The 13,441-nt window shown below is 25.3% G+C and carries 15 protein-coding genes and 1 other RNA gene; all 16 read right to left on the bottom strand.

Annotated elements, in window-relative coordinates; genetic code table 11:
- Nucleotides 1-4: 4 nt before the first annotated feature.
- Nucleotides 5-1,321 carry a tRNA (N6-isopentenyl adenosine(37)-C2)-methylthiotransferase MiaB gene (gene miaB / locus VJI95_RS00345; RefSeq protein ID WP_323998933.1) on the bottom strand — a complete coding sequence of 439 codons (1,317 nt, stop codon included), beginning with the start codon at nucleotides 1,319-1,321 and terminating at the stop codon, nucleotides 5-7.
- A gap of 11 nt (nucleotides 1,322-1,332) precedes the next feature.
- Nucleotides 1,333-1,800, bottom strand: coding sequence for an SsrA-binding protein SmpB (gene smpB / locus VJI95_RS00340; RefSeq protein ID WP_323998930.1), 468 nt, complete (start codon nucleotides 1,798-1,800; stop codon nucleotides 1,333-1,335).
- Between the two features lie 4 nt (nucleotides 1,801-1,804).
- Complete coding sequence (rnr, locus tag VJI95_RS00335) at nucleotides 1,805-3,898, bottom strand: ribonuclease R (protein ID WP_324009847.1); 2,094 nt, start codon at nucleotides 3,896-3,898, stop codon at nucleotides 1,805-1,807.
- 61 nt (nucleotides 3,899-3,959) lie between these two features.
- Nucleotides 3,960-4,292, bottom strand: an RNA gene (gene rnpB / locus VJI95_RS00330) — RNase P RNA component class A.
- A gap of 6 nt (nucleotides 4,293-4,298) precedes the next feature.
- Nucleotides 4,299-5,078, bottom strand: a complete 780-nt coding sequence (locus VJI95_RS00325; protein ID WP_324009846.1) for a Nif3-like dinuclear metal center hexameric protein — start codon at nucleotides 5,076-5,078, stop codon at nucleotides 4,299-4,301.
- Nucleotides 5,068-5,748: a tRNA (adenine(22)-N(1))-methyltransferase gene (locus VJI95_RS00320; RefSeq protein ID WP_324009845.1), complete on the bottom strand. Its 681-nt coding sequence runs from the start codon at nucleotides 5,746-5,748 to the stop codon at nucleotides 5,068-5,070. The genes VJI95_RS00325 and VJI95_RS00320 overlap by 11 nt, the downstream gene beginning before the upstream one ends.
- A 4-nt stretch (nucleotides 5,749-5,752) precedes the next feature.
- Nucleotides 5,753-6,901: an RNA polymerase sigma factor RpoD gene (gene rpoD, locus VJI95_RS00315; RefSeq protein WP_323998924.1), complete on the bottom strand. Its 1,149-nt coding sequence runs from the start codon at nucleotides 6,899-6,901 to the stop codon at nucleotides 5,753-5,755.
- Nucleotides 6,894-8,705 carry a DNA primase gene (gene dnaG / locus VJI95_RS00310; RefSeq protein WP_324009843.1) on the bottom strand — a complete coding sequence of 604 codons (1,812 nt, stop codon included), beginning with the start codon at nucleotides 8,703-8,705 and terminating at the stop codon, nucleotides 6,894-6,896. The genes rpoD and dnaG overlap by 8 nt, the downstream gene beginning before the upstream one ends.
- A gap of 5 nt (nucleotides 8,706-8,710) precedes the next feature.
- Nucleotides 8,711-9,409 (bottom strand): DNA recombination protein RecO, encoded by a 699-nt coding sequence (locus VJI95_RS00305; protein WP_324009842.1) that lies wholly within the window; start codon nucleotides 9,407-9,409, stop codon nucleotides 8,711-8,713.
- Nucleotides 9,390-10,286 carry a GTPase Era gene (gene era, locus VJI95_RS00300; RefSeq protein WP_324009841.1) on the bottom strand — a complete coding sequence of 299 codons (897 nt, stop codon included), beginning with the start codon at nucleotides 10,284-10,286 and terminating at the stop codon, nucleotides 9,390-9,392. The genes VJI95_RS00305 and era overlap by 20 nt, the downstream gene beginning before the upstream one ends.
- 1 nt (nucleotide 10,287) lies before the next feature.
- On the bottom strand, nucleotides 10,288-10,683 hold the full coding sequence (gene cdd / locus VJI95_RS00295) for a cytidine deaminase (protein WP_323998919.1): 396 nt from the start codon (nucleotides 10,681-10,683) through the stop codon (nucleotides 10,288-10,290).
- Complete coding sequence (locus tag VJI95_RS00290; protein WP_324009840.1) at nucleotides 10,684-11,055, bottom strand: diacylglycerol kinase; 372 nt, start codon at nucleotides 11,053-11,055, stop codon at nucleotides 10,684-10,686.
- Entirely contained in the window at nucleotides 11,039-11,509 is a 471-nt protein-coding gene (ybeY, locus tag VJI95_RS00285) for an rRNA maturation RNase YbeY (RefSeq protein ID WP_323999114.1), read from the bottom strand. The genes VJI95_RS00290 and ybeY overlap by 17 nt, the downstream gene beginning before the upstream one ends.
- Nucleotides 11,509-12,477 carry a PhoH family protein gene (locus VJI95_RS00280; RefSeq protein WP_324009839.1) on the bottom strand — a complete coding sequence of 323 codons (969 nt, stop codon included), beginning with the start codon at nucleotides 12,475-12,477 and terminating at the stop codon, nucleotides 11,509-11,511. The genes ybeY and VJI95_RS00280 overlap by 1 nt, the downstream gene beginning before the upstream one ends.
- An 11-nt stretch (nucleotides 12,478-12,488) precedes the next feature.
- Nucleotides 12,489-12,962, bottom strand: a complete 474-nt coding sequence (locus VJI95_RS00275; protein ID WP_323998915.1) for an ATPase — start codon at nucleotides 12,960-12,962, stop codon at nucleotides 12,489-12,491.
- A complete protein-coding gene (gene coaD, locus VJI95_RS00270) occupies nucleotides 12,962-13,441 on the bottom strand; it encodes a pantetheine-phosphate adenylyltransferase (RefSeq protein WP_323998914.1) in 480 nt (159 codons plus the stop codon). Before coaD ends, VJI95_RS00275 begins: the two co-directional genes overlap by 1 nt.

The raw sequence follows: 13,441 nt of genomic DNA, 5'->3' as shown, positions 1-13,441 counted from the left end.
CTTACTAAACTATCTCTCCTTCAAGTGCAAATGAATTATGTCCAGTTATTTTAACATTAACTAGCTGTCCAATATTTCTTTTTCCACCTTTAAAATGTACTAATTTATATCCTCTTGTTCTACCTGTAAGAATTTCTGGATTATTTTTACTAATTCCTTCAACTAAAACTTCAAGAGTTTGTCCTAAACATTCTTTATTTTTTTCATAAAATATTTCATACATAGAATCAATTAATCGCTGAAATCTCTCTTGTTTTACTTCATGTGGAATTTGATTTTGCATTTCGGCAGCTTTTGTCCCTTTTCTTATAGAATATAGAAAAGTAAATCCCTGATCATATCCAACCTTTTCTACCATACTTAAAGTATCTTCAAAATCCTCTTCCGTTTCTCCTGGAAATCCAACAATTATATCAGTAGAAAGCGTAATATAAGGTACTTTCTCTTTTAGTTTTCTAATTAATTCTAAATAATGCTCTCTGGTGTAAACTCTATGCATATCTTTTAAAATTTTATTACTACCAGACTGGAATGGTAAATGAATATTTTCACATACTTTATCCAAATTAGCTATTGCATCTATTAGTTCGTCAGAACAGTCTTTTGGATGACTTGTCAAAAATCTAATTCTTTCTATTCCATCTATCTCATTAACCATTTTTAATAACTCTGGAAATGTAACTTTAGGTCTTAATGTTTTTCCATACGAATTGACATTTTGGCCTAGTAATGTTATTTCTTTATATCCCTTTTTTGCTAATTCTTTTATCTCATTAATAATACTTTCAGGTGTTCTACTAATCTCTTTTCCTCTAGCATATGGAACTATACAAAAAGTGCAATAATTATTACAACCTGTCATTATATTTACATAAGCAATAAATGGATGTTCTCTATTTATAGGTGTTTCATCATCAAGTATATCTTCTTCTTCAATATCTACGACAACTTCTCCCGTGCTTCTATGTCTAGAAATAAGAGAAGGCAATCTTGAGATATTTTTCGTTCCAAAAATTATATCTACATGTTTATATTTTGAAATTATAGTAGCTCTTGCATCACCTGTTTGCATCATGCAACCACAAACCGCTATAATCATTTCTGGTTTCTTTCTTTTTAAATTTTTTAAAGCACCAAGTTGCCCATAAACTTTAAGTTCTGCATTCTCTCTGACTAAGCATGTATTATAAATAATAAAATCTGATTTTTCTAAATCATTTTCTTTTGTATAACCTAAAGTTTCTAATAAATATGATATTTTTTCCGAATCATGATGATTCATTTGACAACCATAAGTTATAATCGTATATTTTTTGCTCAAAAAATTCACCTCTATTTGTATTTGTTTTTTAATGCATATTGCATCTTTCTCTCGTGTTCTTTTTCAAGCATACTGTCTCTCTTATCATAATTTTTTTTACCACGAGCGAGTGCAATATCAAGTTTTATCCATCCGTTTTTAATATGAACATTTAAAGGAATTAATGAATAACCTTTTTCTTTAGTTTGTCCAATTAATTTATTAATTTCTCTTTTATTTAAAAGTAATTTTCTTTCTCTTGTAGGTTCTAAATTGTATATATTCCCATGATCATAAGGTGTTATATTCATTCCAAGAATAAAAACTTCTCCACTCTTAATTGAACAATAACTCTCCTTAATAGAAACTTTTCCCTGTCTAATACTTTTTACTTCAGTTCCTGATAAAGAAATCCCAACTTCGTAGATATCTTCTATAAAATAATCATGTCTTGCTTTTTTATTGTTCGCTATTGTTTTTATAGTCGTCTTATCTCTCATAATATCACCTATTTAAATAAAAATTTATTTCATTAGTTATTTCATTTACTTTTGCAACAATAACTTCCACTCCCATTCCAATATCGAATACACTTTTTGTTCTTCTACCGATAGCCGTTAATGTTTGTTCATCAAATTCATAGTAATCATTCATAATATCTTCATATTTAACAAGTCCTTCAACAGTATTTTCTAATTGCACAAAAAGTCCAAATGAAGTAACTGAAACGATAATTCCTTTAAAAACTTGACCTATTTTATTTTTCATAAATTCCACTTTTTTGATATCTTCTAACTTTCTTTCTGCATCAATAGCTAGTACTTCAGTATCATTTATATGATTAGAAGTTATATCTAAGTAGCTTATATAATTTTTTGGTATTTCAATATTTGAATGCAAATAATTTTTTAAAGTTCTATGAACAGTTAAATCTGCATATCTTCTTATAGGAGAAGTAAAATGACAGTATAAAAATGTTGCCAATCCAAAATGTATATCAATATTTGGAGAATATCTAGCTTTAGTCATAGATCTTAAAATAGAATAGTTTATAAAATCAGATCTATTTGTATCTTTAAATTGATCTATTATTTCACTTAGATACTTTGAAGAAATCATATCTATAGGTTTCATTTCTATATTTAAACGATTTAAATGATTTCTTAAGATTTCTAATTTATCTTCTGGTGGTTTAGAATGAATTCTATATATTATAGGAATATCACAATCTCCAAAATGCTTTCCAACTACTTCATTAGTACATATCATAAAGGACTCAATTATTCTATTTGCTAACCCATTTTCTTTCTTTGTTATATTTTCAACTTTACCATCTTTGTCAAAAGTAATTGCAATTTCAGGAAAATTAAAATCTATAGTTCCCCTATTTATTCTTTTATTAGTTAAAATATCATCTAATTCTTTCATAACTAATAATTTTTCTTTTAAAGTTTTATCATTATAAAAATGCTTTTTACCCTCTAAAAAATCTGTTACATCATCATAAACTAACCTATAATTACTATTTATAACGGATTCATAAAATTTATATTCTTTAACATTACCATTTTCCCCAATTATCATTTTCACAGTAATAGCTAATTTATCAGTATTAGGATTTAAAGAACAAAGATTATTAGAAAGTAATTCTGGTAACATAGGAACTACATAGTCAATTAAATATACACTATTACCTCTCTTATAGGCTTCTCTATCTAACTTGCTGTCTTTTTTTACATAATGAGATACATCTGCTATATGAACATAGAGCACATAATCATCTTCTTTTTTATCAATAGATATGGCATCATCAAAGTCTTTTGCATCAGCTCCATCAATAGTAACAGTAAATAAATTTCTAAAATCTACTCTATTTTTAATTTCTTTTTTTATATCCATTTGTTTTAGTTCTTCTAGCTCTTTATTAATCTTATTGGAAAATTTATATGGAATTTCCATATCTTTTAATAAAGAAATTATTTGAGCGTTTTTATCATTTTTATTTCCTATTACTTCAATTATTATTCCCTCAGGATTTTTCTGTTTATCCGGAAATTCAATTAATTTACAAACTACTTTATCATCAGTTCTAGCTCCGTTTTTATCACCTTTTTTTATAAAAATATCATAATTACATTTAATATCATCAGGAACTACAAACCCAAAATTTTTATTTTCTGTAAAAGTACCAACAATTAAATTGCTATTTCTATTTAAAACATTTATAACTCTACCTTCAGCTTTCGAGTTTATTCCCTTTTCTTTTATTATTTCTATTTCAACATCATCATTATGATTAGCGTGATTTAATTCCTTTTTTGGAATAAAAACGTCATCAATATCATCTTCAGAGATAAAAAATGCATTACCTTTAGTTGTAAAAGAAATCTTACCTTTTAAAATTTCCTTTTTTTGATAAATACTATATTTATAGTCAATTAATGATATTTTTTTATTATTAACAAGAGAATCTAATAATTTAAAAAATTGCTTCAAACTATTAAATGAAATATTTAAAGCTACAGCTAGTTCTTCCTTTGTTAATGGAATATAATTCTTTTTTTTCATAAAATTTAATACTTGTTTTTCTAAATTCATTAAAATCTCCTTATATGTAAAAGTAAAAAAATATAAGGTAATACCTTATATTTAATTATAAATATTAAGCAAAACTATAAGCCGTGTTCTGTATTAGACAATCATCTATCTAGACAAATTGTTGCCAATTTGTTCAAGCAATCTACCTATGAACGTAGCGAGCAGCTACAAAAGTTCAATCTTGATCTTGCACCGAATGGGGTTTACATAGCCATATAGTCTCCTATATGCTGGTAAGCTCTTACCTCACCTTTCCACCCTTACCATTATAAATGGCGGTATATCTCTGTTGCACTAGCCTTAGGGTCGCCCCCACTGGACGTTATCCAGCATCCTGCTCTGTGGTGCACGGACTTTCCTCGTGATTAGCTCACGCGATTGTCTGTTTTACTTAATTAGATTAAAATATATTTCTTTTAAAAATATTATTTCTATAAAGTAATATTTCTAAATTACTATTTTTATTTATCAAAAATTCTTTTAAAGATAATAAGCCTGAAATTTCTGACTCAAAATGACCCAAGTCAATAATATTTAGATCATTTTCTAAAGCTAATTGAATATCATGATACTTAAAATCTGAACTAATTAATAAATCTACTTTCTTTGAAATTGCATTTTTAATAGAAAATGCTCCTGACCCTCCTAGTACTGCAACTTTTGAAATACTTTTTTCAATATTACCAAAATATAGTATTGGATTTTCAAAATTATTTTTTAGTTTTGTAAGATAATTTTTGAATGTATCATTTTCAATACTTCCAACTATTCCATAACCATAACCATCTTTATAATCAACAAAAACTTCTTGATTATTTAATAAACATTTATCTGCCAAATATTTATTTACTCCATTTGGATGAATATCTAAAGGTGTATGGAGAGAAATCACATTAATTTTATTATTCATCAATAGCTCAAGCTTTTTATAATATTCAGAATTCACATTTAAATATTGAATTTTTTCAAAAAATAAAGGATGATGTGTGATAATGCAATTAATATTATTTGATACTGCACAATTAATTGAATCAATCGTAATATCAAGTGCTAGTAAAATTCCTTTAACTTCAGCTTCGAGATTCCCAATCTGAAATCCTGAATTATCCCAATCTTCTTGTAAGGAAAATGAATATTCGGTATCTAATAATTCTATAATATCACTTACTTTAAAATTCATCTAAAATCCCTCTAATTTCATTTATTAAATTAGTAATTTCTATAATTCTTTCATTATTTTTACTTTGTTTACTAATTTTATCTACAATATCTGTATATTTTTTTAGTTCATTTTCTAAAAATAATTTTAAATTCTCAGATTTGTTTTTTATAAGCAACTTACCATATAAGTATTCAAAATCATTTCTGTAAAAATCTTTACCTCTTTTTACCTTCAAAATTTGATAATATTTTTTATTTTCTATTACATCATCTTCTCTTTCTATAACAAAATTATTATGCAATAAAAATTTTCTAAGAATATCCAATGAATTATTTGGAGATAAAATTAAGTTGTTTGCAGATTTTGCAACATTTAGATTTTTTTCTAAAATTTCTTTAATTAGAATTCCACCCATACCAGATATAATTATTGTATCTACTTCAAATTCATCAAAGCAATCCAAACCATCAGATACTCTAGTTTCAATATTTACTATGTTGCTATTATATATTAGCTTTTGTTCTAATTTTTCTAGACAGCTTTTACTAATATCAGTTGCAATAATTTTTTTTGATATATTATTTTTCGATAATTCTATAGGTATTATTCCGTGATCAGTTCCTATATCTGCAACAATCGAATTTTCATCAACTAAATTGCAAATCTTTTTTAATCTTAAACTAGCCATATATCTATTCCAAGAAATCTTTTAATTTTTGGCTTCTGCTTGGATGTTTTAATTTTCTAAGTGCTTTAGCCTCAATCTGTCTTATTCTTTCTCTAGTAACCTCAAATTCTTTACCAACCTCTTCTAAAGTTCTAGGTGTACCATCATTAAGTCCAAATCTAAGTTCTAAAACTTTTTTCTCTCTATCTGAAAGAGTACTCAAAACTTGATTTAATTGTTCTTTTAACATAGAAAAATTTGCTGCTTCATCTGGAGCAATGGCTGTTTCATCTTCAATAAAATCACCCAAATGGCTATCATCTTCTTCCCCAATAGGAGTTTCCAAGCTTACAGGTTCTTGAGCAATTTTTCTTATTTCATTTACCTTGTCAACTTCTATTCCCATGTGTTCTGAAATTTCTTCGTTTGTAGGTTCTCGTCCAAGTTCTTGAACTAATTGTCTTTCTATTCTAACTAATTTATTTATAGTTTCAACCATATGAACTGGAATTCTTATAGTTCTCGCTTGATCAGCTATAGATCTAGTAATTGCTTGTCTTATCCACCAAGTAGCATAAGTACTAAACTTAAAGCCTCTTCTAAAATCAAATTTTTCAACCGCTTTCATTAGACCCATATTTCCCTCTTGAATCAAGTCTAAAAATTGCATTCCTCTTCCAACATATCTTTTAGCTATACTAACTACAAGTCTTAAGTTTGTTTCTGCTAATTTTTTCTTAGCTTCAATATCTCCTGCTTCCATATTTTCTGCTAAAATTCTTTCTTCATCAGCACTTAACAAAGGTATTTTACCAATCTCTTTTAAATACATTTTAACAGGATCATCAATATTAAAACCCTTTAAGTCAGAAAAATCTTCTAATTTAATTTCTTCATCTTCAGGATCTTCTTTTTCATCTTCTAAATCAATTAAATCATCTGTAATTTCAAGATCCTCCAAGTTTTCACTTTCATCAATAAACTCCACTTGATTATCAGCTAATTTTGATTTTATTTCTTCAATATCATCAATATCTATTAAATTAAACAAATCTAAAGATTCAAGATACTTGTTATTAACAAAACCACCGTGTTCATTAGCATATTTTGTAAGTTCCTCTATTATTAGAATTTTTACTTCATCATATTCAATATCATTTAATTTATTATTCATGATGAACCCCTTTCTCAATATTTTTAAGATTCCTGTTTAATTCCATCAACTTTTCTATATTGTAATTCAAATTCGATATTACTGATTCATTAGTTTTATCCATTTGTTTTAATTTTTCAATATTTAAAGTTGTTTTTCTAATTTCAAAATTTAAAATAGTTATATCAAGCAATCTATTATAATCTAATGCTGATAATTTTATCTTTTCATTATAACATTTAACTATATATTCTACAATTTTTAAATTCTCTATACTATTTTTAAATTCATCAATTAATACAGATGGAACAGTTATAGTATTATTTTCAGCATTATTTTTAACATAACTAAATATTTCAAATAAATTTGAATTTTTAGATAATTCTTCCAATTTATTAATAATCTTCAGTACGTTATTTTCACATCTCATTAGTAGTATGATACCCAATATTAAAACTTTTTTGTCAGAATTTAACAATAAATTCTCTGTCTTATAATTTATTTCAGTTTCTTCATCCTTTTTTTTAACTACTTTTTCTTTTTTATCATAGTTTAAAAAATCTTCTTTAAGTGAATTACTATCTAAGCCAAATTCATTAGAAATTTTATTTATATATAAATCTCTTAGTATATTAGTATCAATCTTAACTAAAAAATCTAATATCGAGTCATAAAAAATTGAATTATCTGTAATTGAATTAGAATTTTTTTTATTTTTCTTCAATATTTCATAGTTAAAACCATTAATATCATATGGAGATTCTATAAGCTTATTAAACTCGTCTAATCCAAATTTTTTTATATAATCATCTGGATCCAATTTATCCGGAAGCATTATTATATTAGGTTTTACTGAAATTTCATTAAATACAGCATTAGTTTTATCGGTTGCACTTGCTCCTGCGTTATCACCATCATAGCACAAATATACATTATTTCTAAAATATCTTTTAATAAGTCTTGCTTGGCTTTCAGTAAATGCAGTTCCAAGTCCTGCAACAGAATAATTTACACCACTTTGATACAAGGATATCACATCCATATATCCTTCAACAATTAAAATTTTATTTCTAATATTATTTTCTATTATTTTATCAAGAGCATAAAGATTATCACCTTTTTTAAATACAACACTTTCAGGAGAATTTAAATATTTTGCACTATCGTCTACAATAGTCCTTCCACCAAAACCTATAATTTTTTTACTTGTATTTAAAATAGGAAACATAATTCTATTTCTAAATCTATCAATATAATCTCCAGTTTTAGTTTTTATTATAAGTCCCAACTCTTCGGCGATTTCAATATCCATATTTTTTAATTTTAATTCATTATAAAGAGATTTCCAGTTTTCATCAGCATAACCAATAAAAAAAAGATTAATTGATTTTTGGTTAATACCTCTTTTTGATAGATATTGTTTAGGAACTGAATTTTCCATCATATTTTTATAGTAAAACCTTGCTGTAAATTCGTTAATTTCATAATATTTATCAAGATTTTTTTTGTTATTAGTATTAAAAGAATTATCATATTCTAATTCAATCCCAAACTTTTCAGCTAATTTTTTTAAAGTACTGACATAATCTAATGAATCCATTTCCATAATAAATGAAATACTATCCCCATGTTTACCACATCCAAAGCAATGAAAAGTATTTGTTTCTGGATAAAGAAAAAAAGAAGGCGTCTTTTCGCTATGAAAAGGACAATTTCCCATATAATACCTTCCACTTTTTTTTAAGGATACATAATCACTAACAACTGAAATTATATCCGCTTTTTCTTTTATTTCTTCAATTTTTTCTTTCTTTATATAAGACATTTCTATCACCTTATGTTAAAACTTTTTAATTGATATATATTAAAATTTAAGCAGAATGCATTTATTAATATTCCAAGAATTCTTGAAAATTTCAAGTTAATACAGTTTAAATCAATATTTTCTAAATTTTTAGAATTATATAACAAATAAATATAATTGTATTCATGTTCATTAATTATATAGTTGTATTTATCCTTATATTTTATGCTAGAATTTATAAGTAATTCAGATATATCAAAATTATAATTTTTTATATTTTTTTCGTCATCAAATAGTATATGATATCCATTAAAAAGCAAGTATTTAATTATAAAATAACTTAATATTATCTTATAATCTATTTTCTTTATTCTTAATACCTCATTTATTAAATCATATATTTCTATATTTTTTAATTCAGGCACACTAGTCTTTAAAATTATTTCTGAAAGAATATTCAAAAACAAAATATGCTCTTTAGATTTAAAAGAAAAAAATTCTAGTAGTTCATATTCATTACAATAGAAAAATTCGTTTCGGTAATTTAATTTAAAATTATAATTAGAGTACATGGATAAATACATTTCAATATTTTTAGTATAAATTGAGATAAGTCCAAACTCATCAGTATATACTCTAAATATTTTAGCATTATTTAAATAAGCATTTTCCGAAATAACAAAGCCATTTATATTATTATAAATACTATTTTCTAAAATATCCAAATTCTTTCACCTTAAATGATTTGTTTCTCCAATCGTCATCAATTTTAACAAAAAGTTTTAAATTAACTTTTGAATCTAAAAACTTTTCTATATCTAGTCTAGCAGACTTTCCAATTTTTAATATCATATCTCCATTTTTACCAATTACCATACCTTTATGTGATTTTTTTTCAACACAAATAATTGCATCAATATCAATAATTGGCTTATTTTTTCTTATTGAAAATTTTTCAATTAATACATTAACTCCATGTGGAATTTCATCCCTTAAAAAATTAAGAGCTTTCTCTCTTATTATTTCACTTACTATTTCTCTCTCAGACTGGTCTGTAATCATATCATCTGAGTAATATTTAGGTCCATAAGGTAAATAAGATTTTATACTATCTATTAAATTATATACATTAGTACCTTCTGAAGCAGATATTGGAATAATTTTTTCAAACAAGTCCATATACTCATACTTTGAAATAAGTTTACAAAGCTCATCTGCATTTAATGTATCTATCTTATTAATAATACATAGTTTTGGAAGATTAATTTTCCTCAGCATATCAATTATTAAATTATCCAATTCTCTTATTTCAAAATTAACATCTACCATATACAAAATTAAATCTACATCTTTAAGAGAGCTTCTAGCTTCCTTTAACATAAATTCTCCCAATTTATTTTTAGGATTTTGAATACCAGGAGTATCAAGGAAAATAATTTGAGAATCCAATGAATTATATATTAATTTTAAATTAGATCTTGTAGTTTGTGGTTTGTTAGAAATAATTGAAATTTTCTCTCCTATTATTCTATTTAATAATGTTGACTTACCAACATTTGATCTTCCAACAATTGTAACAAATCCTGATTTTATATTGTCCATATTATAAATCCTCTGGACCAAAACTATAAGGTAAAATTTCTGAAAATTTTACTATCTTATATTCTTGCTCATTTTTTATTATAATTATCTCACAATCATCAGAACAAAATTCTCTTATAACCTGTCTACAAACTCCACAAGGATATGTTAAAGAATTTTCTTTTCCAACAACCGCAATTTTTGTAATCTTTTTTTCTCCATTATATACAGCTTTAAATATAGCTACTCTTTCTGCACAAACTGTAGGCGTATATGATGCATTTTCTATATTACAGCCACCATATAACTTTCCTGAATCAGTTAATACACAAGCTCCTACTTTAAAATTTGAATATGGTGTATAAGCTTTTTTTTGACTATCTAAAGCACAGTCTATCATTTTTTTATAAATATTCATTTAACCACCAATCATAACTATTATTTTGGGAACAAATATTAAAAGACCAACTATCATAGAAATAAAAGCTGAAACCAAAACAGTTCCCGATGCCATATCCTTTATAATTTTTACCTTAAAATTATATTCTTTACATAAAAAATCCATAATATTTTCAATGATAGTATTAATAATTTCTAAAGTCAAAACAACTGCTATCATAATCAATATTACAGATAATTCAACGCACGACAAATTTAAAATTAAAGAACACAACAATACTAACAAAGAAAATACAATATGAAATCTAAAATTTTTCTCTGTTTTAAAAATATATATTATTCCTTTGAAAGCACAAAGAAAACTTTCAAAAAAATTAGAATTCTTTCTCATTTTTAAAAACTTCCATCAATTTCATAGTTTCTTTTTCCTTATTTCTCATAACTAATTTGTCTGACTCTTCAATATGGTCATATCCAAGTAAATGAAAAACCGAATGACAAACTAAATATAATATTTCTCTATCAATACTATGCCCAAACTCTTTTGCTTGTTCCATAGATTTTTCGGTAGAAATAATAATATCTCCTAAAATATAAGGCATACCTTCTTCTGAAAACTCAAAATCCATTGGAAAAGAAAGCACATCCGTTTCTTTATTAATATTTCTAAATTCAGAATTTATATTTTTTATTTCTTCATTTGTAACAAATGATACAGAAACTTCAACATTACTTATTTCTCTATTTTCAACTCTTAAAGCTGTTTTAATACATTCAACTATTTTTGCTTTAAGATTTTCTGATACAACAAAAGAATCTTGTCTATTATCAAAAAGAACATTCATCATTTCTTCTCCACTAAACCATCTTCATATTTTGTATAAGCATCTATTATTTTCATAACTATACTATGTCTTACAACATCGGAACTATCAAAATAATTAAAATTTATTCCATTGATATTATTCAAGATTTTACTTACTGAAACAAGGCCTGAATTTTTTCTTCTACCTAAGTCAATTTGAGTAATATCTCCAGTAATAACAGCTTTAGACTCAAATCCTATTCTCGTTAAAAACATCTTCATTTGCTCATTAGTTGTATTTTGAGCTTCATCAAGAATTATAAAGGCATCATCTAATGTTCGTCCTCTCATATAAGCTAAAGGTGCAACTTCAATAATACCTTTTTCTTTTAGTCTAAGAAAATTATCATATCCTAAAATATTATACAACGAATCATATAATGGTCTTAAATATGGATCAATTTTTTCTTGTAAATCACCAGGTAAAAAACCTAAGTTTTCACCCGCTTCAACTGCTGGTCTTGTTAAAATAATCTTTGATACAGAATTATTTTTTAAAGCCTTAGCAGCCATCGCAATAGCTAAAAATGTTTTTCCAGTTCCTGCAGGACCTATACCAAAAGTAATTATATTTTCTTCTATTGCAGATATATATTTCCTTTGACCTAAAGTCTTAGGTTTGATAGGTTTTAACTTTGCATTTAAACATATAACATAATCTAACCAATCATTTAATATATCCTTATTTTCGCTTTTTACTTTCTCAATTACATAAGAAATTTTTTGTTTATCCAAACTTTCTAATGACTTATCTCTAACTAAAAACTCAATAGTTTTAATACATAGTAAAACCATTTTTTCATCTCCAGTTATAGACAAACCTTCATTACTATTTTTTATAGAAACGTCAAATTTTTTAGAAATAAAATCTATATTAGAATCTAAATTTCCAAATAAATTCCTAATATCTTCAATATCTAAAATCAAATTTTCAGTAACTTTGTTCATTATTTCTCCAATTATTTTCTAATTTCATTTCTGTTATTATCTAAAACAGTAATTATATCTCTTAATCTTTCTTGTGTTTTAGATAAAACATCATCAACATAAGTATTAGTTTGCATTTTTATAGTCTTTGCGTTTTGTTCAGCTTTTAGTAATATGTCATTTGCTTTACTTTCAGCAGCAACCACTACATCACTTTCATTGATCATTTGTTGACATCTTAATTCAGCAACAGATTTAATTTTAGAAGCTTCTTTATTAGCTTGCTCTAAAATTTGATTTGCATCTTTAGTAGCTTCATTTAAAATTCTATCTTTTTCTGCATTAACCCACTCTGCTTGTTTAATTTCTTCAGGAATATTTTCTCTCATTTCTTTAAGTATGAAAAATAATGCTTCAGAGTCTACCATAACTTTCTTTGAAAAAGGTAAACTTGAACTTTCTTCCACCAAGTCTTCAATACGATCAATTAATTCTAAAATTTCCATTATTCATTCCTCCTAAATTTTTCACTTAATATATCTAAAACAACCTTATCTACATATGGTTCAATATTACCACCGTTAAAGAATACATCTTTAACAACAGTTGAACTAATATGTTCTTCCGAAGATTCAGAAAATAATAAAATTGTTTGTACCCCACAAAGCTCTTGATTTACTTTAGCATTAATCTTCTCAGATTCAAAATCTAAAGTATTCCTAACACCTCTTACTAAAATGTTGACATTATTATCTTTAACATAATCACTCAATAACCCAGAATATATATTTATATCAACATTATCATACTTTTTAAATATCTTTGAAATAATATTTTGTCTCTCTTCAAGTGTAAAAAGTGTTTTTTTATTCATATTATTTAAAATAAGTATATCTACAGAATTAAAAATTTTTAAAGTTTTTAAAATAATATTTTTATGACCATTAGTTAAAGGGTCAAAACTACCCGGAAAAACTACCTTCAT

Source organism: Parvimonas sp. C2, from assembly GCF_035282405.1.
GTDB lineage: Bacteria > Bacillota > Clostridia > Tissierellales > Peptoniphilaceae > Parvimonas.
The sequence above is the reverse complement of the archived record's forward strand: the minus strand, read 5'-3'. Positions and strand labels throughout refer to the sequence as shown.

Excerpts from the sequence above, each read along its gene's own strand:
- smpB (WP_323998930.1), bottom strand. The coding sequence starts at position 1,800 with ATGAGAGATAAGACGACTATAAAAACAATAGCGAACAATAAAAAAGCA.
- rnr (WP_324009847.1), bottom strand. The coding sequence starts at position 3,898 with ATGAATTTAGAAAAACAAGTATTAAATTTTATGAAAAAAAAGAATTAT.
- VJI95_RS00325 (WP_324009846.1), bottom strand. The coding sequence starts at position 5,078 with ATGAATTTTAAAGTAAGTGATATTATAGAATTATTAGATACCGAATAT.
- VJI95_RS00320 (WP_324009845.1), bottom strand. The coding sequence starts at position 5,748 with ATGGCTAGTTTAAGATTAAAAAAGATTTGCAATTTAGTTGATGAAAAT.
- rpoD (WP_323998924.1), bottom strand. The coding sequence starts at position 6,901 with ATGAATAATAAATTAAATGATATTGAATATGATGAAGTAAAAATTCTA.
- dnaG (WP_324009843.1), bottom strand. The coding sequence starts at position 8,705 with ATGTCTTATATAAAGAAAGAAAAAATTGAAGAAATAAAAGAAAAAGCG.
- era (WP_324009841.1), bottom strand. The coding sequence starts at position 10,286 with ATGGACAATATAAAATCAGGATTTGTTACAATTGTTGGAAGATCAAAT.
- cdd (WP_323998919.1), bottom strand. The coding sequence starts at position 10,683 with ATGAATATTTATAAAAAAATGATAGACTGTGCTTTAGATAGTCAAAAA.
- VJI95_RS00290 (WP_324009840.1), bottom strand. The coding sequence starts at position 11,055 with ATGAGAAAGAATTCTAATTTTTTTGAAAGTTTTCTTTGTGCTTTCAAA.
- ybeY (WP_323999114.1), bottom strand. The coding sequence starts at position 11,509 with ATGAATGTTCTTTTTGATAATAGACAAGATTCTTTTGTTGTATCAGAA.
- VJI95_RS00280 (WP_324009839.1), bottom strand. The coding sequence starts at position 12,477 with ATGAACAAAGTTACTGAAAATTTGATTTTAGATATTGAAGATATTAGG.
- VJI95_RS00275 (WP_323998915.1), bottom strand. The coding sequence starts at position 12,962 with ATGGAAATTTTAGAATTAATTGATCGTATTGAAGACTTGGTGGAAGAA.
- coaD (WP_323998914.1), bottom strand. The coding sequence starts at position 13,441 with ATGAAGGTAGTTTTTCCGGGTAGTTTTGACCCTTTAACTAATGGTCAT.